The 20,611-nt window shown below is 67.9% G+C and carries 17 protein-coding genes and 1 tRNA gene; 6 read left to right on the top strand and 12 right to left on the bottom strand.

Going from position 1 to position 20,611, the window contains the following annotated elements; all coding sequences use genetic code 11:
• Positions 1 to 22: 22 nt before the first annotated feature.
• From thrB to argS, 5 genes are read right to left on the bottom strand one after another with little or no spacing between them, the layout of a single operon-like run.
• The gene (thrB, locus tag AC1DBD_RS11140; protein WP_476893303.1) at positions 23 to 1,009 is read right to left on the bottom strand and encodes a homoserine kinase; all 987 of its coding nucleotides are present in this window, start codon (positions 1,007 to 1,009) and stop codon (positions 23 to 25) included.
• Between the two features lie 2 nt (positions 1,010 to 1,011).
• Positions 1,012 to 2,118: a threonine synthase gene (thrC, locus tag AC1DBD_RS11135; RefSeq protein WP_441417344.1), complete on the bottom strand. Its 1,107-nt coding sequence runs from the start codon at positions 2,116 to 2,118 to the stop codon at positions 1,012 to 1,014.
• A complete protein-coding gene (locus AC1DBD_RS11130; protein ID WP_476982100.1) occupies positions 2,119 to 3,435 on the bottom strand; it encodes a homoserine dehydrogenase in 1,317 nt (438 codons plus the stop codon).
• A complete protein-coding gene (gene lysA / locus AC1DBD_RS11125; protein ID WP_476982099.1) occupies positions 3,436 to 4,902 on the bottom strand; it encodes a diaminopimelate decarboxylase in 1,467 nt (488 codons plus the stop codon).
• Between the two features lie 5 nt (positions 4,903 to 4,907).
• The gene (argS, locus tag AC1DBD_RS11120) at positions 4,908 to 6,572 is read right to left on the bottom strand and encodes an arginine--tRNA ligase (protein WP_476926305.1); all 1,665 of its coding nucleotides are present in this window, start codon (positions 6,570 to 6,572) and stop codon (positions 4,908 to 4,910) included.
• A 170-nt stretch (positions 6,573 to 6,742) separates the two neighbouring features.
• On the opposite strand from argS, the gene AC1DBD_RS11115 reads away from it, so the two are divergent.
• Positions 6,743 to 6,815: transfer RNA gene (locus AC1DBD_RS11115), tRNA-Arg, on the top strand.
• Positions 6,816 to 6,873: 58 nt separating this feature from the next.
• Here the strand turns inward: AC1DBD_RS11115 and AC1DBD_RS11110 are convergent.
• Complete coding sequence (locus tag AC1DBD_RS11110; RefSeq protein WP_476982098.1) at positions 6,874 to 7,479, bottom strand: cysteine hydrolase family protein; 606 nt, start codon at positions 7,477 to 7,479, stop codon at positions 6,874 to 6,876.
• A gap of 111 nt (positions 7,480 to 7,590) precedes the next feature.
• The gene (locus tag AC1DBD_RS11105; protein WP_441417339.1) at positions 7,591 to 8,568 is read right to left on the bottom strand and encodes a cation diffusion facilitator family transporter; all 978 of its coding nucleotides are present in this window, start codon (positions 8,566 to 8,568) and stop codon (positions 7,591 to 7,593) included.
• A gap of 138 nt (positions 8,569 to 8,706) precedes the next feature.
• Here AC1DBD_RS11105 and AC1DBD_RS11100 point away from each other — a divergent pair, with 138 nt between their 5' ends.
• Complete coding sequence (locus tag AC1DBD_RS11100) at positions 8,707 to 9,753, top strand: M4 family metallopeptidase (RefSeq protein WP_476926304.1); 1,047 nt, start codon at positions 8,707 to 8,709, stop codon at positions 9,751 to 9,753.
• Positions 9,754 to 9,792: 39 nt separating this feature from the next.
• Positions 9,793 to 10,146, top strand: coding sequence for a protealysin inhibitor emfourin (locus AC1DBD_RS11095; protein WP_476926303.1), 354 nt, complete (start codon positions 9,793 to 9,795; stop codon positions 10,144 to 10,146).
• On the opposite strand, the gene AC1DBD_RS11090 is transcribed toward AC1DBD_RS11095, so the two are convergent.
• Positions 10,143 to 11,108, bottom strand: coding sequence for a GlxA family transcriptional regulator (locus tag AC1DBD_RS11090; protein WP_441417336.1), 966 nt, complete (start codon positions 11,106 to 11,108; stop codon positions 10,143 to 10,145). The two genes, AC1DBD_RS11095 and AC1DBD_RS11090, sit on opposite strands and share 4 nt — an antisense overlap.
• An 81-nt stretch (positions 11,109 to 11,189) precedes the next feature.
• Here AC1DBD_RS11090 and AC1DBD_RS11085 point away from each other — a divergent pair, with 81 nt between their 5' ends.
• The gene (locus AC1DBD_RS11085; RefSeq protein WP_175322851.1) at positions 11,190 to 11,357 is read left to right on the top strand and encodes a hypothetical protein; all 168 of its coding nucleotides are present in this window, start codon (positions 11,190 to 11,192) and stop codon (positions 11,355 to 11,357) included.
• Between the two features lie 88 nt (positions 11,358 to 11,445).
• Positions 11,446 to 15,453, top strand: a complete 4,008-nt coding sequence (gene hrpA, locus AC1DBD_RS11080) for an ATP-dependent RNA helicase HrpA (protein ID WP_476982097.1) — start codon at positions 11,446 to 11,448, stop codon at positions 15,451 to 15,453.
• 40 nt (positions 15,454 to 15,493) lie between these two features.
• Here the strand turns inward: hrpA and AC1DBD_RS11075 are convergent, their stop codons facing one another.
• From AC1DBD_RS11075 to AC1DBD_RS11060, 4 genes are all read right to left on the bottom strand, one after another.
• The gene (locus tag AC1DBD_RS11075; RefSeq protein ID WP_441417334.1) at positions 15,494 to 15,922 is read right to left on the bottom strand and encodes an HIT family protein; all 429 of its coding nucleotides are present in this window, start codon (positions 15,920 to 15,922) and stop codon (positions 15,494 to 15,496) included.
• Entirely contained in the window at positions 15,919 to 17,079 is a 1,161-nt protein-coding gene (locus AC1DBD_RS11070) for an NAD(P)-dependent alcohol dehydrogenase (protein ID WP_476982096.1), read from the bottom strand. The genes AC1DBD_RS11075 and AC1DBD_RS11070 overlap by 4 nt, the downstream gene beginning before the upstream one ends.
• Before the next feature lie 85 nt (positions 17,080 to 17,164).
• The gene (locus AC1DBD_RS11065) at positions 17,165 to 18,250 is read right to left on the bottom strand and encodes a CU044_5270 family protein (protein ID WP_476982095.1); all 1,086 of its coding nucleotides are present in this window, start codon (positions 18,248 to 18,250) and stop codon (positions 17,165 to 17,167) included.
• A complete protein-coding gene (locus AC1DBD_RS11060; RefSeq protein WP_476982094.1) occupies positions 18,247 to 18,738 on the bottom strand; it encodes an RNA polymerase sigma factor in 492 nt (163 codons plus the stop codon). The genes AC1DBD_RS11065 and AC1DBD_RS11060 overlap by 4 nt, the downstream gene beginning before the upstream one ends.
• A gap of 244 nt (positions 18,739 to 18,982) precedes the next feature.
• On the opposite strand from AC1DBD_RS11060, the gene AC1DBD_RS11055 reads away from it, so the two are divergent.
• Positions 18,983 to 20,374 (top strand): HNH endonuclease, encoded by a 1,392-nt coding sequence (locus AC1DBD_RS11055; protein ID WP_476982093.1) that lies wholly within the window; start codon positions 18,983 to 18,985, stop codon positions 20,372 to 20,374.
• Positions 20,375 to 20,611 lie beyond the last annotated feature (237 nt).

Below are 20,611 nucleotides of genomic sequence, written 5' to 3'. Positions count from 1 at the left end.
GTCTTATAAAAAGCTTGCGTGATTACCGCCGGTGCACTTCCACTTTAGCACCCTCAGTGTCTACAGCCAGCTTCATCACACGCCAGGCGACCTCCGGCGTGTTGTCCGCGGTGAAAGCTCCGATGAACTCGACGACGTCGGCCGCTTCCTCTTCCCCCGCGGCCAGGACCAGCACGGTGGGTCCCGCGCCGGAGACGACGGCGGCATGGCCGGCGCGCCGCAGCGCAGCGATCAGCTCCGCGCTGGGCCGCATGGCCTGCGCCCGGTAGCTCTGGTGCAGGTAGTCCTCGGTGCCGGGCAGCAGGAATTCAGGCTTCTGCGTCAGCGCGTGGATCAGGAGGGCGGCGCGGCCCGAGTTCATCGCGGCGGCGTGGTGCCCCACGGAGGCCGGAAGCAACGCCCGGGCGGCCTCGGTGGAGAGCTCGAAGTCCGGCACCGCGACGACCGGGACAATGCCGGCGTCGACCGTCGCGCAGGTGCTGCTGTACTGGTCACTGTCCTGCCAGGACAGCGCCAGTCCGCCGAAAATGGCGGGTGCGACGTTGTCCGGATGGCCCTCCAGCCGGCTGGTGAATTGCAGGATCCAATCCTTGCTGCGCCGCGATGCCGCCGGGACGAGGGCGTTCGCGGCGCTGGCGGCGGCAACCACGGCAGCGGCCGAGGATCCGAGGCCGCGGCCGTGCGGGTTGACGTTGTCCGCGGTGATCCGCAACCCCTCGTGGCGGAAGCCCAGCAGGTGCAGCGCTTCCGTGAGGGCCTTGGCCACCAGATGGCTCGCATCGCGGGGCAGGGTATCCGCGCCCTCGCCGCTGAGCTCGAATTCAAGCTCGCCGCTCTCGAGGGTCTCCACCGTCAGCGTGTCGTGCAGCGACAGGGCCAGGCCCAGGCTGTCGTAGCCCGGGCCGAGATTGGCGCTGGTGGCCGGGACCCGGACGGTGACTACTTGCCCGGCCGGAACTGCCGGAATGTCGGCGGGAGATTCGGCCGGGACGGTGAGGGTGGTTTCCAATGCTATTTTTCTTCCAGTCCCAGTTCGGCGGCCACCGTGACGACGTCGTTGGCGACCTTGACCGGCTGCACGTCGCTGCCGTCCTCGGTGCGCAAGGCCCACTGCGGGTCCTTGAGGCCGTGGCCGGTGACCGTGATGACGATGGTCTTGCCCTCCGGAACCTCGCCCGCGGCGTGCTTCTTGATCAGGCCGGCGACGCCGGCGGCGGAGCCGGGTTCGACGAACACGCCCTCGCGGGCGGAGAGCCAGCGGTGCGCGGAGAGGATTTCCTCGTCGGTGACGGCCTCGATCACACCGCCGGATTCGTCCCGGGCGGCGACGGCGGTGTCCCAGGACGCGGGGTTGCCGATCCGGATGGCGGTGGCGATGGTGTCCGGCTCCGTGATGGGGTGGCCGGCGACGAACGGGGCGGCGCCGGCGGCCTGGAAGCCCCACATCACCGGCGTCTTCGTGGCGACTGCGGTTAGGGTGCCGGCGGTGGCGGAGTCGTAGGGCGCTGCGTACTCCTTGTAGCCCTTCCAGTAGGCGCTGATGTTGCCGGCGTTGCCGACCGGGAGCACGTGGATGTCCGGGGCGTCGCCGAGCGCGTCGACGACCTCGAAGGCGCCGGTTTTCTGGCCCTCGATCCGGGCCGGGTTGACCGAGTTGACCAGGAACACGGGGTAGGACTCCCCCAGCTTGCGGGCGATGTCCAGGCAGTCGTCAAAGTTGCCGTCCACCTGCAGCAGGGTGGCGCCGTGCGCGATCGCCTGGCTGAGCTTGCCCATCGAGATCTTGCCCTCGGGCACCAGCACGGCGCACTGCAGTCCGGCCGACGTCGCGTAGGCCGCGGCCGAGGCGGAGGTGTTGCCGGTGGAGGCGCAGACCACGGCCTTGGCACCGGAGGCGACCGCCGCCGTCATGGCCATGGTCATACCGCGGTCCTTGAAGGATCCGGTCGGGTTCATGCCCTCGACCTTGAGGTAGACGGTGCAGCCGGTGAGCTCGGAGAGCTTCTGCGCGTGCACCAGCGGGGTGCCGCCCTCACCCAGGGTGATGACCTTGGTGGCCTCGGTGACGGGCAGGCGTTCGGCGTATTCGCGGATGACTCCGCGCCATTGGTGAGCCACTTAGACCCCTTCTACCCGCAGTACGGATGTGACGGAATTGATGACGTCCAGGCCCTTGACGGCCTCGACGGTTGCTGCCAGTGCGGCTTCGCTCGCACGGTGCGTGACGATCCGCAGCTCCGCCGACTCCGATTTGGAGGCCGAGTCGCGGTGGATGGTCTGACGCATGATTTCGATGGACACGCCGTGTTCGGCGAAGAGCTGCGCGATCCGGGCCAGGACACCGGGCTGGTCCGCCACGTCGAGGCCGATGTAGTAGCTGGTGATGGCCGCGTCGATCGGCAGCGCGGGGACGTGGCCGGTGGTGGTTTCGGTGCGTCCCGGACCGCCCAGGACGATCCGGCGGGCCGCCGAGACGAGGTCTCCCAGCACGGCCGACGCCGTCGGGGTGCCGCCGGCGCCCTGGCCGTAGAACATCAGCTCGCCGGCGTTCTCCGCCTCGATGAAGACGGCGTTGAACGCGCCGTGCACGGCCGCCAGCGGGTGCTCGCGCGGCAGCAGCGTGGGGTGGACCCGGACGGACACGCCCTCCTTGCCCTCGGGATCGGTGAGCTTCTCTGCTATCGCCAGCAGCTTGATCACGAAGCCGGCGTCCTTTGCCGCGGCGATGTCCGCGGCCGTGACGGAGCTGATGCCCTCGCAGTAGACGTCCTCGAGCGCGAACCGCGTGTGGAAGGAGAGCGAGGCGAGGATCGCGGCCTTCGAGGCGGCGTCAAGGCCCTCGACGTCGGCGGTGGGGTCCGCTTCGGCGTACCCCAGCCGCTGGGCCTCGGCGAGGGCGTCGGCGAACTGCGCGCCCGTGGTGTCCATCTGGTCCAGAATGAAGTTGGTGGTGCCGTTGACGATGCCCAGCACCCGGGTGATCCGGTCACCGGAGAGGCTGTCCCGGATCGGGCGCAGGATCGGGATGGCCCCGGCGACGGCGGCCTCGTAGGAGAGCTGAACGCCGGCCTTGTCCGCCTCCTCGTAGAGGGTCGGGCCATCCTGGGCGAGCAGGGCCTTGTTGCCGGTCACGACGGACGCGCCGTGCCGGATCGCGGTAAGGATCAGGCTCCGTGCCGGCTCGATCCCGCCCATCAGTTCGATTACCAGGTCGGCGTCCTTGACCAGCGCGTCGGCGTCGGTGGTGAAGAGCTGGTGGGGCAGTTCGACGTCGCGCCGGGCGTCGAGGTTGCGCACGGCGATGCCGCTCAGTTCGAGGCGGGCCCCGGCGCGGGACGCCAGCGTGTCGGCGTCGTCAATGAGAATCCGCGCAACCTGAGCCCCGACGTTGCCACAGCCCAGCAGGGCCACTTTCAGGGTTCGCAATTCCGTCATTCAGACTCCCATGTCGCGGTTCAGCAGATCTTGTTCGGTTTCGCCGCGGACAATGAGCCGGACTGATCCATCGCGTACCGCGACAACGCCCGGCCGGGCCAGATAGTTGTAGTTGCTTGACAGGGCCCAGCAGTAGGCGCCGGTCCCCGGTACAGCGAGCAGATCACCGGCTGCCACGTCCTCGGGCAGATATACATCTCTAACAACTATGTCGCCGCTCTCGCAATGTTTGCCCACCACTCGGGACAGCTGCGGGGCCGCGTCGGAGCTGCGGGACGCCAGAACCGCCGAATAATCCGCGTCGTAGAGCACCGGGCGGGCGTTGTCGCTCATGCCGCCGTCCACCGACACATAGCGGCGCGGGTACGTAACGTTTTCTGCGCCGTTTTCCGGCGCATCCACCCGGACGGTCTTCAGGGTGCCCACCTCGTAGAGCGTGAAGGTGCTGGTGCCCACGATCGCCCGTCCGGGCTCGATCGAGATCCGCGGTGCGGCGATGCCGAGCTCGGCCACCTTGGTGCGGACGACGGCGGCCATCGCCCGGGCGATTTCCGCCGGCGGCCGCGGCGTGTCCACCGGGGTGTAGGCGATGCCGTAGCCGCCGCCCAGGTCCAGCTCCGGCAGCACGATCGAATACTTGGACTGCATCGCGGCGAGGAAGCCGAGCAACTTTTCCGCGGCCAGGGCGAAGCCGTCCGGTTCGAAGATCTGCGAGCCGATGTGGCAGTGCAGGCCCAGCAGTTCGATGCTGTCATGCCCGGCGGCGGCCGCAACTGCTTCCTCCGCGGCGGACAGCCCGGCCTGGTCGGTCGAGTCCCCGGCCATCGAGAGTCCGAACTTCTGGTCTTCATGCGCGGTGGCGATGAATTCGTGGGTGTGCGCGTGCACGCCCGGCGTCAGCCGCAGCATGACTTTCGCCGTTTCGCCGCGGTTCGCCGCGATCGCCGCGACCCGTTCCAGTTCGGCGAGGCTGTCGATGACGATCCGGCCCAGCTTCATGTCGAGGGCGCGGTGGATCTCGCCGTCGGACTTGTTGTTGCCGTGCAGCGCGACGGCGGCGCCGGGGATGCCGGCGCGGGCCGCCACGGCGAGCTCACCGCCGGAGGCGGTGTCCAGCCGGAGCCCTTCCTCCTCGACCCAGCGGACGACGGCGGTGCACAGGAACGACTTGCCGGCATAGTAGACGTCCACTCCCCCGCAGATGTCCGCGAAGGCCTCGTTGAAGGCATCCTGGAAAGCCCGGGCGCGGGCCCGGAAGTCAGTCTCGCTCATCACGAACAGCGGCGTGCCGAACTGCCGCTGGAGTTCGCTGACGGTGACGCCGTCAATGGCCAGTTCGCCACCCTCGTTGCGCTCAACACCGGCGGCCCACATCGGCTTGTGCAAGGCGTTGAGGTTCTCCGGGACGGCCAGCCAGTCCGGGGCCAGCGGGGAAGCTGAAACGCTGTTGTTCTGGTTCGCGGTCATGGCGTTCACATCCGTTCCGGCGCCGAGACGCCCAGCAGTTCCAGTCCGTTGGCGAGCACCTGGCTGGTGGCATCGTTGAGCCACAGCCGGGTGCGGTTCAAATCGGTGATGGCTTCCTCGCCTAGCGGCGCGATACGGCAGGCGTCGTACCAGCGGTGGTAGGCCCCGGCGATGACTTCGAGGTGGCGGGCGACGCGGTGCGGTTCGCGCAGCTCGGCCGCCTTGGCCACGATCGAGGGGTAGCTGCCGAGGTGCGAGAGCAGCTCGTTTTCCGTCGCATGGTCCAGCAGGGACGCGTCGAAGGCGTCTTCGCCCTCCACCCGGCGCTCGACACCGGCGGCTACGGCGTTGCGCGCGGCGCCACGGGAGCGGGCGTGGGCGTACTGGACGTAGAAGACCGGGTTCTCGTTGCTGTGCTTCTTGAGCAGTTCCGGGTCCAGGGTCAGCGGAGAATCGGCCGGGAAGCGCGCCAGGGAGTATCGGACGGCGTCCTTGCCCAGCCAGGAGATCAGGTCCTTGAGCTCGATGATGTTGCCGGCCCGCTTGGACAGCTTGGCGCCGTTGACGGAGACGAGCTGGCCGATCAGCACCTCGATGTTGACCTCGGGATCGTCGCCGGCCGCGGCCGCGATCGCCTTGAGCCGGTTGATGTAGCCGTGGTGGTCAGCGCCGAGCAGGTAGATCTTCTCGGTGAAGCCGCGGTCCTTCTTGGACAGGTAGTACGCCGCGTCGGCGGCGAAGTACGTCGGCTCGCCGTTCGCGCGGATCATCACCCGGTCCTTGTCGTCGCCGAAGTCCGTAGTGCGCAGCCAGACCGCGCCGCCGTCGTCGTAGACGTGGCCTTGTTCCCGCAGGCGGGCGACGGCGTCCGCGATGGCGCCGGCGTCGTGCAGCTCCTGCTCGGAGAAGAAGACGTCGAACTCGACGCCGAACTCGGCGAGGGTCTGCTGGATGTCGTGCAGCTGCGCCTTATAGGCAGCGCCGCGGATCACCGGCAGCGCGGCGACGTCGGTGAGTTCGCGGATGTCCGGGTGCTGCGTCAGGACCTCGTGGCCGAGGTCGGCGATGTATTCGCCCGGGTAGCCGCCCTCCGGAACGCCGCGCCCGTGCAGCCGGGACAGCACCGAGTGCGCGAAAACGTCCATCTGCGAGCCGGCGTCGTTGATGTAGTACTCCGCGGTGACATCCGCTCCGGAGGCCCGCAGGACACGGGCGATCGAGTCGCCCAGGGCGGCCCAGCGGGTGTGGCCGATGTGCAGCGGGCCGGTGGGGTTGGCCGAGACGAACTCCATGTTGACCGTGCGGCCCGCGAGCGCCGTATTCGTGCCGTACGCGGGGCCCGCCTCGACAATGGCCTTGGCGAGGGCACCGGCGGCGGCAGCGTCGACGGTGATGTTGAGGAACCCCGGTCCGGCGATGTCGACGGCGGAGACTCCCTCGATTGACGCCAGCCGGGCGCTCAGCAGCCCGGCGAGCTGGCGCGGGTTGGTGCCGGCCGGCTTTGCCAGCTGAAGGGCGATGTTGGTGGCCCAGTCGCCGTGGTCCCTGTTCTTGGGCCGCTCCACGCGCACCGAGTCCGGAATGTCGGCGGCGGCAAGGGCGATTTCACCGGCGGTGACGGCGTCCTTCAGGCAGGCGGATATGGCGAGGGAGAGTTCTTCTGGGGTCACAGTTCCAGCCTACCGGTGGCCCGCTGTCCCGCGGAATTTTGCGGCCGTCATCTTGGCCTGCCGGGTTCCCGGGCAGGTTGCCGGCTTTCCCGGCCCGGCGATTTTCCATTGGAGCCCACCTTCCTGCTAAGCTCTAGGACGTCCAGCCGGTAACGGCAGGATCCCTGATTGCCCTCGTAGCTCAGGGGATAGAGCGTCTGCCTCCGGAGCAGAAGGTCGTTGGTTCGATTCCAATCGAGGGCACAGACAAAACCCCGCCGTTTCAGCGAAACGGCGGGGTTTTTGCGTTCATCGGCAAAGCTCAGGACAGCCCGCTGGAAAATTCCTCGGCCGTCATCGGGGTGGAGAACATCGGGTAGTCGTACGCGATCGCGTTGTCGTGTTCCTCAACGGATGTTGCAGCGACGCAGTCGCTCAGCGTCACGACCTGGTACCCGTTCTCGTAGCCGCTGCGCATGGTTGATTCGACGCAGCAGTTAGTCAGGAAACCGCCCAGGGCGATGGTGGTGATGCCCTTGCTGCGCAGGATGAAGTCCAGGTTGGTGCTGGCAAAGGTGTCCAGGCCCCGCTTGCCTTCAATCACGATGTCGCCCTCTGCCGGCGCCAACTCGTCGATGATGGCCGCGCCCCAGGTTCCCTTCACGAAGACGCCGCCGTCCACGACCCCCTTGAGGATCCCGTACGGATGCTTGCCGAGTTCGTTATAGCCCTCGGCAAACGTGATGGGAGCATGCATGACAATGACGCCGGCCGTGCGGGCTGCCTCTACAGCCCGGGCCGTGTTGGCGAGCATGTCCGTCTTTTCCATGACCGGCCGGACGGCGTCATGCAGCCCGCCGCCGTCGGAGGTGAAGTCGTTCTGGTACTCGATGAGCACAAGGGCGGTGGTGTTCGGATCAAACTTCAAGGCATCCTCCTGATCGGCGGTGGAACGCCGGCGGCGCTGCCGGCGGTCGAGGTCACAGTATCCGCCGGCCCCGCGCAGGACAAGGGCAGTTGGTCCGGCTTTAGCCGCGGGTCAGGCGCCGGCTCGGCTTTGTCCGGCGTCGAAGTCCAGGGCGGCTTCGTCCGGAGTGGACAAGGTGAGCACGGCTTCCTCCACCGTTTCGTGGTCCTCCAGTTCGCGCTCTATCCGGCGCAGCGCCACCGCCACTTCGTGTTCCGGGTGGTCGCCCTGCAGGTCCACGGCCGCGACCAGGTAGAGCCGGCGCGGGCCGACAAATTCCAGGTGCAGGTACGTGAGCCGGGCGATGTCCCGGTGCTCCAGCACCCGGCGGGCCATGGACTGTTCGATGTCCGGGGTAACGCCCTGGCCCACCAGGAAACGACGGTTGCGGTCGATCAGCACGACGGCGACGACGGCCAGCAGCACACCGACGATGATCGAACCGATCGCGTCCGGCAGCGGCGAGCCCGTGACCTGGTGCAAGAACACGCCGGCAAAGGCCACGACCAGGCCGACGAGTGCTGCGGCGTCCTCCGCGAAGACGGCCCGCAGGGTGGGATCGGAGCTGATCAGGACCTGCTCGAGGGTGTGCCGTTCCAGTTCGTGCGCCGCCTTCCGGGTCTGCCGGAACGCCTGGATGAAGGAGATTCCCTCGAAGACGAAAGCGACGGCCAGGACCACGTAGGCCACTGCGAAGTCGGCTGCCGGCTCCGGCGCAATGATCTGCTGGATGCCGTGCATGATGGACACCACGGCACCCGCAGTGAACAGCCCGAACGCCGCAAACATCGACCAGACGTAGGCTTCCCGTCCGTAACCCATGGGGTGGCTCTTGTCCCGCGGCCTGGCCGAGCGCCGTTCCGCGAAGAACAGGAACACCTGGTTTCCGGTATCCGCCCAGGAGTGGGCCGCCTCGGCGGTCATGGAGGCCGATCCGGTGAGGACGGCGGCCACCGACTTCGCCGCAGCCACAAGGATATTGGCCACGAAGGCGATGATGACCGTCAGCAGGGTCGAGCCGGGTTTCTTTTTCTTCTCCGTTTGCGCCATTGGCCTACCGTATCCAACGGGCAGCCGGACGCGGACCATCCAGCGGACCCCGGAGGGGAAGATCGCCGCGTCCGGCCCTGCCAAATGTCGGTGGCCCCTCGTAGGCTGTTCGCATCGGCAGAAGCAAAGGGGTCTCACATGTACTGCTCCATCATCCCTCCCTACCTGTTGCGCCGGCTGGCAGCGCAGCATCATGAACCACGGCTGCTGATCGCAGCCCGTGCCGCCAAAGAAGCCCTGCAGCACGTCAAGAGCTTCCAGGCATCCCGCGCGGCGCCGGTGCCCGCGGCACCCCCGGGACTGCGGCAGCTCACGCCCGGGCCGCCGCAGCGGACCGTATACGACGCGAAAGCCTCGGAGAACCTGCCCGGTGTTCTGGTGCGCAAGGAAGGCGAACCCGTCACCGGCGACCCGGCGGCGGACGAGGCATATGACGGCCTGGGCCACACGCACCGGCTCTACGCCGAGGCATTCGGCCGCAACTCGATTGACGGCAACGGCCTGCCGCTGGATGCCACGGTGCACTTCGGCCAGCGCTACGACAACGCGTTCTGGGACGGCAAGCAGATGGTCTTCGGCGACGGCGACGGCCAGGTCTTCAACCGCTTCACGGCCTCCCTGAGCGTGATCGGCCACGAGCTGGCGCACGGCGTCACCCAGTACACCGCCGGGCTCGCCTACCGGAACCAGGCGGGAGCCCTCAACGAATCGCTCTCGGACGTCTTCGGCGCCCTCGTGGAGCAGTACGTGAAGCAGCAGTCCGCAACCGAGGCGAGCTGGCTGATCGGCGAAGGCCTCTTCACCGACCAGGTGCAGGGAACGGCGCTGCGCTCCATGAAGGCCCCGGGCACCGCCTACGACGACGATGTGCTGGGCAAGGATCCGCAACCGGACTCGATGGACTCCTATGTCCACACCAGCGCGGACAACGGCGGAGTGCACCTGAACTCGGGCATCCCCAACCGGGCCTTCTACCTGGTCGCGACGGCCTTGGGCGGTAATGCGTGGGAGACTCCCGGACGCATCTGGTACGACACCCTGACCGGAGGCTCCCTGCCCGCGGCCGCGACCTTCGGGGCTTTCGCGAAGGCCACCGCGGCATCCGCGAAGGAGCTGTACGGTGCCGAGTCGGCGGAGCATGACGCCGTCCGGCGGGCATGGGAAACTGTCAAAGTGAGGCTGTAACCAGCGCCTGCCTAAGGATCACCCAGTGGAGTCAAGCCAGTGAAGATAACCGTCCAGCGCAGCGGTGGCGTTGCCGGGATGGAGCGCGTCTGGAGCGTGCAGGCGGTGACGCCGGATGACCGGGACCAGTGGCAGCCCTTGATCGAGGCCTGCCCCTGGGACGACCTGCCCGGCCCGGCAGCAGCCGAGCCCGGCGGAATTCCCCAGCCGGACCGCTTCGTCTACCGGATCCGGGCCGGCCAGCGCCGCGCCACCCTGCCGGAGCGGGACCTCGTCGGACCCTGGCGGACCCTGGTGGACAGCATGCGCGCCGCTGCGGAGTCGCTGGCTCAGCCGGAACCGGCGTCGGGCGGTGCCGAGACCCGGGACCGCCCGGACGGGCAGCCCGGTTAGACCGCCGCCAGGTGCCCGCGGAACGTCCGCCGGTAGGACTGCGGGCTGGTGTCCAGCACCTTGGCGAAGTGGTGCCGCAGCAGCACCGAGTGGCCGAACCCGGCCTCCCGGGCGATCTCGTCGATGTTCAGATCCGTGGTCTCGAGCAGCTCCTGCGCCCGCAGCACCCGCTGCGAATTCAGCCAAGCCGCGGGGGTCGCACCGGTCTCGGCCCGGAACCGCCGCGCAAAGGTCCGCGGCGACATGTGCACGCGGGCGGCCAGCTCGTTGACGGAGTGCTCCTCGTCCAGGTTCCGGACCATCCACCGCAGCAACTCCTCCATCGGCTGCGAGCCGCACCTGGGCATGGGCCGGTCGATGAACTGGGCCTGGCCGCCGTCGCGGTGGGGCGGAACCACCATGTCCCGGGCGATACTCGCGGCCACGTTGGCGCCCAGCTCCACCCGGACCAGGTGCAGGCTGGCATCGATGCCCGCGGCCGTGCCGGCGCTCGTGATGATCCGCCCGTCCTCTACATAGAGCACGTTTTCATCAACCAGCGCGGCCGGGTAACGGCTGGCGAGCTCCTGCGAGTAGTGCCAGTGCGTGGTGCAGCGGCGCCCGTCCAGCAGCCCTGCCCGGGCCAGGGCGAAGGCGCCTGAGCAGATCGACATGACCCAGGCTCCCCGCGCGTGCGCCGCCCGCAGCGCCTCCAGCACGGACTCGGGGACATCGGAGTCCTTGCCGAACGGGGTCATGATGACCAGGTCCGCGTCCGCGGCGGCCTCCAGCCCGAGCGGCACGTGCATCGACAGGCCTGACTTCATGGGAACGTCGCCGGGCTCCGGCGTGCAGACCCGGAAGTCGAAGGCCGGCACGCCGGTGCCGCGGTCCGATCTGTCGACGCCGAACACCTCGAATGCGGTGCCGAACTCGAAGACCGAGAAGTTGGGAACCACGATCATCGCCACTGAATTGATCATGTCTCCAGTGTGGCAGAAATTATAGCCTTTTGGGCATTTCTGCCACTTTTTTTGCATCCCCCACCGGAGAACCATGGAGGTATGGAACTCATCGGAATCGCCCTCATCGTCCTGATCCTCGCCGCCGTCGCAGCCACCCTCCGGGCTCTCCGCAAAGACGGTCTGGGCCACAACCCGCCCGTCCGTTCGGAAGAGTACTGGATGGCCCACGACCTCCCCAGCACCAGCTACACGCTGCGGTTCTTCTAGCCCGCTCCCCCGCCAACCGCTGCCCGGCCCCGCCCAGGGACCGGGCAAACCTATGTCCGGCTGCTGGGCCAGTAGACTGTTTTCAGCCATGACACTGCATATTTCCTACCCCGCCGAGCTGCCGGTCTCCGAGCGCCGCGAGGACCTGATGGCCGCCATCGCCGCAAACCAGGTGACCATCATCGCCGGCGAGACCGGTTCCGGTAAGACCACCCAGATCCCCAAGATGTGCCTCGAGCTTGGCCTGGGCGAAAACGGCCTGATCGGCCACACCCAGCCGCGCCGGCTCGCCGCCCGCACGGTCGCGGAGCGCATCGCCGAGGAACTCGGCGTCGAGATCGGCCAGGAAGTCGGCTTCCAGGTCCGTTTCACCGGCGAGGTCAGCCGCTCCACCAAGGTGAAGCTGATGACCGACGGCATCCTGCTGGCCGAGATCCAGCGCGACAAACTGCTGCGCAAGTACAACGCGATCATCATCGACGAGGCGCATGAACGCAGCCTCAACATCGACTTCATCCTCGGCTACCTCAGGCGGATCCTCCCCCAGCGCCCGGACCTGAAGATCATCATCACCTCGGCCACCATCGATCCGGAGCGCTTCGCCAAGCACTTCGGCAGCGAGGAGGAGCCCTCCCCCATCATCGAGGTGTCCGGCCGCACCTTCCCGGTGGAAATCCGCTACCGGCCGCTCTCCCAGCCCGCCGGCGGCCCCAGCGCAGCTGGCGATGATGCGGACAATTCCTCCGACGACGAGCTCGAGGAGGACCGCGACCCGCTGGACGCGGTGTGCGACGCCGTCGACGAACTCGCCCTCGAGGCCCCGGGCGACATCCTGATCTTCTTCTCCGGGGAACGCGAAATCCGCGACGCCGCCGAGGCGCTCAACGCGCGCATCCAGGCGAACCGGCGGCTGGCCGGCACGGAGGTCCTTCCCCTCTTCGCCCGGTTGAGCCTGCAGGAGCAGCACAAGGTGTTCCACCCCGGCAGCAAGCGCCGGATCGTGCTGGCCACCAACGTTGCCGAAACCTCGCTCACAGTGCCCGGCATCAAGTACGTCATCGACACCGGCACCGCACGCATCTCGCGCTACTCGCACCGCACCAAGGTCCAGCGCCTGCCGATCGAGCGGGTCTCTCAGGCCTCTGCCAACCAGCGCTCCGGCCGCTGCGGCCGTGTCTCCGACGGCATCGCCATCCGGCTGTACTCGGAGGAGGACTTCGAATCCCGGCCGCTGTTCACCGACCCGGAGATCCTGCGCACCAACCTTGCCGCCGTCATCCTGCAGATGACGGCCATGGGTGTGGCCCGCGGTCCGAAGGACGTGGAGAACTTCCCGTTTGTGGAGCCGCCGGACTCCCGAGCCATCAACGACGGCGTCACCCTGCTCCGCGAGCTCGGCGCCCTGAGCGCCGCACGGCAGCCGGAAGCAGCGGACGACGCCGGGACCCGGGCCGGTCGCCGGCCCGCCGGCGGCCGCGGCGGCGGGCTCACCGCCGTCGGGCAGCAGCTTGCCCAGCTGCCGGTGGACCCACGGCTGGGGCGGATGATTGTCGAGTCCGGCAAGCGCGGCTGCGTCCGCGAGGTCATGATCCTGGCCGCGGCGCTGACCATCCAGGATCCGCGCGAGCGCCCGACGGACAAGCAGCAGCTTGCCGCGGAGAAGCACGCGCGGTTCCGGGACGAGAACTCGGACTTCACCGGCTTCCTGAACCTCTGGAACTACCTCCAGGAGAAGCAGCAGGAACTCTCTTCGACCGCGTTCCGCCGGCTGTGCCGCAACGAGTTCATCAACTATTTGCGCGTCCGCGAATGGCAGGATCTTTTCGCCCAGCTGCGCCAGCTCGCCCGGCCGCTGGGCATCAGCCTGGACAACAAGCGGCTTACCGACCCGGTGGGCAACCACGAGGGCATCCACATCAGCCTGCTGTCCGGGCTGCTGAGCCACATCGGCATCCTCGACGAACGCAAGCGCGAGTACGCGGGCGCCCGCGGCAGCCGCTTTGCGATCTTCCCCGGCTCGGCGCTGTTCAAGAAGTCCCCCACGTTTGTGATGGCTGCCGAGCTGGTCGAAACCAGCAGGCTCTGGGCGCGGGTGGCCGCAAAGTTCGATCCGCTCTGGGCCGAGCAGGTGGCGCCGGACCTGGTGAAGCGCAGCTACAGCGAACCGCACTGGTCCAAGAAGATGGGCTCGGTGATGGCGCATGAGAAAGTCACCCTCTACGGTGTGCCGATCATCCCCAACCGGCGGGTCAACTACGGGCGGGTGGATCCGGAGCTCTCCCGCGAGCTGTTCATCCGCCACGCCCTGGTGGAGGGGGACTGGCAGACGCACCACAAGTTCTTCCACCGCAACCGTGCCCTGCTCCAGGAAGTCGAAGAGCTCGAGGCACGGATGCGGCGCCGCGACATCCTGGTCGACGACGAGACCCTGTTCGAGTTCTACGACGCGCGGATCGGTAAGGGCGTGGTTTCCGAGCGCCATTTCGACAAGTGGTGGAAGGAAGCCCGCCAGCAGGACCCCACGCTGCTGGACTTCGACCAGTCGCTGCTGATCAGCGAGGACGCCGACGCGCTCGACGATTCGGCGTACCCGAAGACCTGGCTGCACAAGGGCTTCGAACTGCCGCTGAGCTACGAGTTCCATCCGGTGGCGCCCGGCTCCCCGCCGAACCCGTCCGACGGCGTCACCGCCGAGGTCCCCGTATTGTTCCTGAACCAGCTGGACGATGCCGCGTTCCGCTGGCTGATTCCCGGCCAGCGGGTGGAACTGGTTACGGCCCTGATCAAGTCCCTGCCCAAGCAGGTGCGGAAGAACTTCGTTCCCGCACCGGACGTCGCCCGCCAGGCCGTGGCGGCGCTAGAGGCCGATTTCGATCCCGCGGCGGATGAGCTGGAGCCCTCACTCGAACTCGTACTGCGCCGGCTCCGCGGCCAGGTCATCCCGCCGGGGTCGTGGAACTGGGACGCCGTCCCGGCGCACCTGCGGGTCAGCTTCCGCGTGGTCGACTCCCGCGGCAAGGTCCTCGACGAGGGCAAAGACCTCGCGGTGCTCCAGGAAAAGCTGGCACCGGCCACCCGGCGCGCGATCGCCGAGTCCCTCGGGGCCACGCCGGCCACGACGGCGCCCAAGGCGACAACGGCAGGCACCGCCGGCGGCGGGGCGAACGGCAGATCCTCCGGGGCTCCCGCCGAACAGACGCAGCTCGCCCCGGCTCCGGCTGGCTTCACCGAGCTGTCCGGCCTGAAGGAGTGGACCTTCGGCACCGTGCAGCGCCAGGTCCAGGGCACCGTGAAGGGCCACACCGTCACCGGCTACCCCGCACTGGTCGACGAGGGCGCCTCCGTGGCCCTGCGGCTCTTCCAGACCTCCGGCGAGCAGGAACAGGCCATGCGCGGCGGGGTCATCCGGCTGCTCGCCCTGAAAGTCCCGCCGCCGGACCGCTATGTCCTGGAGCACCTGAACAACACCGAGAAGCTGACGTTCAGCCAAAACCCGCACGGCTCCGTTTCGGCCCTGATCGCGGATTGCGCCCTGGCCGCGATCGACAAGCTCACCCCGGCCGCGCTGCCGTGGGATGCGGCGGCGTTCAAGGCGTTGTATGAGCAGGTCCGGGCGGAACTGATCGACACGGTCTTCACGGTGACCGCCGTCGTCGAGCGGATCCTCGCCAGCACACGGCGCATCGAGAAGCAGCTCAAAGGAACCACCAGCCTGGCCCTGATCAGCGCCCTCAACGACGTCAAGGCCCAGCTGGAGCAGCTTGTCTTCCCCGGTTTTGTGGCACGCACGGGCTACGCCCAGCTGAGCCAGCTGCCCCGCTACCTCGCGGCCATCGAGAAGCGCCTCGAAAAGCTTCCCGGGAACGTCCAGCGCGACGCGCAGCACATGGCGGTCATCCAGGCCCTCGAGGACGACTACGACGACGCCGTCTCCGCGTTGCTGCCCGGCCGGCGGATCGGCACGGAGTTAACCCAGGTCCGCTGGATGATCGAGGAACTGCGGGTGAGCCTTTTCGCCGTCGAACTCGGCACCGCCTATTCGGTGTCCGAAAAGCGGATCCGGACCGTGCTGAACAAAGCGCTGGCGCCGGCGTAGAGCCCCTGGGGAGTGCTGCGCCGGCGCCAGTTCCTGGAAGTTAGGCCTCCGGGACGTGCTCCGCGTGGCCGGCCTTCCGCAGGCCCTCGCGCAGCGTCTCCGCGTTGGCGTCCAGCCGGGCCGGGTCCGGGTGCTGGTCGACCGAACCGAAATCAAAGTCCGCCATCGAGTTGGACGGCCAGACGTGCACGTGCAGGTGGTTGATTTCGTAGCCGGCCACGATCAGGCCGGCCCGGGCGGCGTCGAACACGTCCACCTGGACCGCACCGATCTTGCGGGCAACTTCCATGACGCGGCCCAGCACCTCCGGCGAGGCGTCCGTCCAGCGGTCCACCTCTTCAGTGGGAACCACGAGCGTGTGCCCGTCGGCCAGCGGGCCCACGGTCAGGAATGCGACAACATCCGGCTCGCGCCAGACGAAGCGGCCCGGGATCTCGCCGTTGATGATCTTGGTGAACAGGGTGCTCATACATCAGCCTTTTCCGCCGGGGACCCCAGGGTGCTGGTGTCCAGAACAAATCGGTACTTTACGTCGCCGGCCACCATGCGGTCATAGGCCTCGTTCAACTGGTCCGCACGGACCACCTCGACGTCGGACACCACGCCGTGCTCGGCGCAGAAATCCAGCATTTCCTGGGTCTCGGCGATTCCACCGATCAGCGAGCCGGCATAGGCGATCCGGCGCCGGATCAGCGCACCGGGGTTGACCGGCGGCATAGCTTCCGAGGGCAGGCCCAGCTGGAAGAGCGCCCCGTCCACGCGAAGGGTGCGGAAGTACGGGTTGAGGTCGTGCGGCGCGGCGACGGTGTCGATGATGACGTCGATGCTGCGGTCCGCTGACTCCATGGCCTCCTGATCCGTGGACAGGACGACGTGGTCGGCACCCAGCTCGCGGGCCGCCGTGAACTTCTGCTCCGACGTCGTGAAAACCGTCACCTCCGCGCCCATGGCCTTGGCGATCTTGACCGCCATGTGGCCGAGGCCGCCGAGCCCGACAACGCCGACGACGTCGCCCTCCTCCACCTCGAAGTGGTTCAGTGGGGAGTAGGTGGTGATGCCGGCGCAGAGCAGGGGCGCCGCGGCGGCCGGATCCATGCCCTCCGGGACCCGCAGGACATAGTTGCGGTCCACGACGATCGCGGTGGAGTAGCCGCCCTGGGTGATGGCGTTGCCGTTGCGGGCATCCTTGGCGCCGTAGGTTCCGGTCATGCCGTTTTCACAGTACTGTTCGAGGCCGTCGAGGCAGCTGTCGCATTCACGGCAGGAATCGACCATGCAACCGACGCCCACGCGCTCACCAACGGTGAAATCGTCGACGGCGGAGCCCACCCGGGTGACCCGGCCGACGATTTCGTGTCCCGGAATCAGGGGGTAGTTCTGGGTTCCCCATTCGCCGCGGGTGGCGTGCACGTCCGAGTGGCAGAGGCCGCAGAACTCGATGGCGATCTCGACGTCGTCCTCCTTGGGGGCGCGCCGGGCCACGGTCAGCGGAACGAGTCCGCTGTCGCTGGCCGTGGCGCCGTAGGCGGCGGCGAGCGTGGGACGGTCGGGGCCGGCGTTGCTGGCATCGTTGAGGTCGGGAAGCGGCTTGGCGAGGGGCGGCGGTACGGGGCGTCCTGGAGTCATGGTCCGACGCTACCCCTGGGAGTGGATGCGGTGCCACTTGGGGCCGGCGGCCCGGCGCGTTCCGCGCGGCTGGAAGTTGCACGAGCTAGGGTGCCGTGTTGCTGACGGACGTTTCAATCGCGGTCCAGGTCGTTGCTGTTCCTGCCGGAAATCCGATTTGGGCTTGGGAGAGGACGGACCGTTCGCCGATCAACAGCCCCGTCTCGGGGTCGATGATGAGCTCCTGGCGTGTTTGAGCCGGGCCGTCCTCGAGGCGTCCGATGGCCACCCCGGTGCGGCCGTCCAGGTTGGCTTGGCTTTCGGTGACCGTCACCCCGGGGATCATGGCCGCGGCCTTGTAGAGCGCGGCCCGCAGGTCGGCAGGCACCAGCCCGGTCCTCAGAAGGTCCGCTATGAACACGAGCGCTTCACCGTCAACGGACTGGCCCCGCCCCAAGGTTTGTTTGTAGAGGCTGTTCAGCAGCCGGTAGGGATCGCGGGGCAGCTTCGACAGGTCCGCGGCAGTCCACGAGCCGGGGCTTCCGTAGAACGCCCCGTTGCGCGCGCGCAGCAGCTCGGGCGAAGGCTGAATGTCCTGTTTCTGGGCGTACGCCTTTGACTTCGCGTCAAAGAAGGTTGTGGGGACGCGTCCTGAGCGTTGCCACACCCACTCCCCAGACCTGTCTGCGGGGATATACATGTCGGATTTTTCCGTATCGAGCCATCGATACTCGGATCCGTCCTGCTCCGAGGTGTACGAAGCCCAAACATTGGTGCTTTTGATCCGCAGGTACTGGCCGGGTTTGACCTCCGGATCAGTCGTTTTGATGGTCATTCGGGCAGCATTGTTGAGAACCTCCGCGGCCTGGGCGGTGGCTCCGCCTCTCCAGCCAGCAAGGCCGATGACATCTCCCGCGATCAACGCAGCGACCACCGCAGCGGCTGCGGCTGACATTAGAAGGATCCGTGCCCGACGCGAACGCCTGCCGGAAAGCTTCGTTGGCACCGGGTAGGTGGACGTTTCGCCCGGAAGGGCGATGCCGTCGGCCTCCGGAAGCATCGCGGCGGCCGGCTGCATGGCCGCCAGGGAGCGATCGCGGCTCCGGGCCAATTCGTCGTCGGTGATGCGTGCCGCCGGATCAATGGATGAGAGCTGACGCCGGATCCGGTCTGCGGTTGACTTCGTTTTCATAGCTCTGCACCCTCTACCTGTGGCTGTGTCTGAATGAGGTGGCTCAACGCCTTGCGTGCCCTGTGAAGTCGCATCCTGACGGCCGTGGCACTCGTATTGAGCAGGTCGGAGACTTCCTGGGACGTGAAACCATCCCAGTAGGTCAGGAGCAGAACTTCGCGTTCGTCCGGGCTGAGCCGCTCGAGGGCCTCCTGGACGTGCGAGTCCTGGGCGGGGGCTGCGTCCCGGCGTTCGGCCCGGAGAGCACCGAGAAGGTCTGCGGACCGGGACGCAGAGCGGTCGTGGTTCCTGAGGACATTCTTAGCCACGCCAAAAAGCAGCATGACGGACAGTTCGCCGCTGCCGGCCAGCTTCTCCCAGGCGATCCTGAAAACCTCGGAACAGAGATCTTCTGCGGTGGCGGCGTCCGCTGTTCTCCGTCGAAAATAGCGGTAGATGCGGTCATGGCTGGCCGTATGCGCCGCCAAAAAACGCTTTTCCCGTTCCACATGGCCGGGATCTCTCCGGACTGCTTGCAAGCTCATACCCCGTTAATGTCCGGCATCACCGAAAGTGTAACGACAGGGCTCAACAATTTGCTGGCTACCCTCGTGCGTCGCGGCCGCCCGCGACGGCCCTTTCTGGCTCGGTGGCGTCGGCGGCCCCTGCGCAGTGCGGCGAAGCGACCGGCCGTTGGAGGAACCCGGAAGATGCCACGCTAATAATGTCGTACCCCGGACAGAGACTTGAATCATGGACGGCAAGCAAGGGTCCGACGTGGCTCTGGATGCAGCACTTGGTGTTGCGGCCCGGGAATCGGACCGCAGCCTGGCCAGCGCCATGACGGCCGCCGACAGTGCGGTGGTCATCGACTGGCTGCGCCAGCTTGAGGATCTCAAGTCCGCCGCGGCAGCGTTGCAGGCCCGGCTCTCTGTCGCCTTCGACCTGGCCCAGCGCCGTGAGCAGGCCTCCGCGGGGATGCCCGCAGACCAGCTCGGCGCCGGGGTCGCGGCCCAGATCGCCCTCGCCCGGCGGGAATCCCCGGCCAAGGGCGGACGGCTCCTCGGACTGGCGAAAGCTTTGGTCATCGAAATGCCGCACACCCTCGCGGCCCTGGAAACCGGACAGCTCAACGAATGGCGCGCCACCCTCCTGGTCCGGGAGACCGCCTGCCTCTCGTCCGCCGACCGGGCCGCCGTGGACGAGGAACTCTCCGCCGACACCGGAACCTTCGACGGCGCCGGGGACCGGGCCCTTGCCGCCGCGGCCAGGGCCGCGGCGTACCGGCGGGACCCGCGCACGGTCACCGAGCGTGCCGCCCACGCCGAGGGAGAGCGCCATGTCAGCCTCCGCCCCGCACCCGATACGATGTGTTACCTCACGGCGCTGTTGCCCGTCGCGGCAGGGGTCGCCGTCCACGCGGCCCTGACCCGGGCCGCCGAGGCCCTGCGCTCCGCCGGGGACCCCCGCTCCCGCGGGCAACTGATGGCCGACACGCTGGTCGAACGCACCACCGGCAGGGCCGGCGGGATCAGCGGCGTCGAAATCCAGCTCGTCATGACCGACCGCACCCTGCTCCAGGGCGACAGCGAACCCGCGACGCTGCCCGGCTACGGTGTTGTCCCCGCCGGGTGGGCCAGAAGTTTACTCAAAGACTTCGGTGGTGCAGCCCCGGAGACCGGCCCTGTAGGTGCGGCGAGCGGCACCGGAGGTGCGGGCGCCTTCACCGCCTGGCTCCGGCGCCTCTACACCGCACCAGGCACCGGCGAACTCATCGGGATGGACTCCCGCGCCCGGCTCTTCCCGCCAGGGCACCGCCGCTTCATCCACGCCCGGGACCACACCTGCCGCACGCCGTACTGCGACGCCCCGATCCGCCACCTGGACCACATCATCCCCTGGCACAACGGCGGCACCACCAGCCTGGGCAACGGCGCCGGACTCTGCGAAGCCTGCAACCACACCAAAGAAACCCCCGGCTGGAACGCCCAGCCCCGCCCCGGACCCCGCCACACCCTCCAACTCACAACACCCACCGGCCACAGCTACCACTCAACCGCTCCGCCACTGCCGGGAACGGACGCCAGCGGGCCGCCACGCCCGAGGGGACATGGCTACGGCGGCGACTCCAAGAAAGCCGCTTAGGAGCAGAAAGCTAAGACGCGGCGCCAAGCTGGAGCGCCTGACGAGAGTTGCGGTGGGACTCGGCCCGGCAGTGCGCCTGCGGCCTAGCGCACGCCCGCGTCCGGGCTGAATTGGTCCAGCGCCGCTGAGATGAGGTCCGGTGCCAAGTTTGGTTAGGTGGGCGGTTTCTCACCAACGTCGCAACATCAACAGAAAGTGGTGATGAGTCATGCGGAGTTCGATGCGCCGATCGCTGTA

This window comes from Arthrobacter sp. 10T419 (genome assembly GCF_056394105.1).
The sequence above is the reverse complement of the archived record's forward strand: the minus strand, read 5'-3'. Positions and strand labels throughout refer to the sequence as shown.

What these genes read in the sequence shown, in the direction of transcription:
- AC1DBD_RS11130 (WP_476982100.1), bottom strand. Translation starts at nt 3,435, where the DNA reads ATGACGGAATTGCGAACCCTGAAAGTGGCCCTGCTGGGCTGTGGCAAC.
- lysA (WP_476982099.1), bottom strand. Translation starts at nt 4,902, where the DNA reads ATGACCGCGAACCAGAACAACAGCGTTTCAGCTTCCCCGCTGGCCCCG.
- AC1DBD_RS11105 (WP_441417339.1), bottom strand. Translation starts at nt 8,568, where the DNA reads ATGGCGCAAACGGAGAAGAAAAAGAAACCCGGCTCGACCCTGCTGACG.
- AC1DBD_RS11100 (WP_476926304.1), top strand. Translation starts at nt 8,707, where the DNA reads ATGTACTGCTCCATCATCCCTCCCTACCTGTTGCGCCGGCTGGCAGCG.
- AC1DBD_RS11090 (WP_441417336.1), bottom strand. Translation starts at nt 11,108, where the DNA reads ATGATCAATTCAGTGGCGATGATCGTGGTTCCCAACTTCTCGGTCTTC.
- AC1DBD_RS11085 (WP_175322851.1), top strand. Translation starts at nt 11,190, where the DNA reads ATGGAACTCATCGGAATCGCCCTCATCGTCCTGATCCTCGCCGCCGTC.
- hrpA (WP_476982097.1), top strand. Translation starts at nt 11,446, where the DNA reads ATGACACTGCATATTTCCTACCCCGCCGAGCTGCCGGTCTCCGAGCGC.
- AC1DBD_RS11075 (WP_441417334.1), bottom strand. Translation starts at nt 15,922, where the DNA reads ATGAGCACCCTGTTCACCAAGATCATCAACGGCGAGATCCCGGGCCGC.
- AC1DBD_RS11070 (WP_476982096.1), bottom strand. Translation starts at nt 17,079, where the DNA reads ATGACTCCAGGACGCCCCGTACCGCCGCCCCTCGCCAAGCCGCTTCCC.
- AC1DBD_RS11065 (WP_476982095.1), bottom strand. Translation starts at nt 18,250, where the DNA reads ATGAAAACGAAGTCAACCGCAGACCGGATCCGGCGTCAGCTCTCATCC.
- AC1DBD_RS11055 (WP_476982093.1), top strand. Translation starts at nt 18,983, where the DNA reads ATGGACGGCAAGCAAGGGTCCGACGTGGCTCTGGATGCAGCACTTGGT.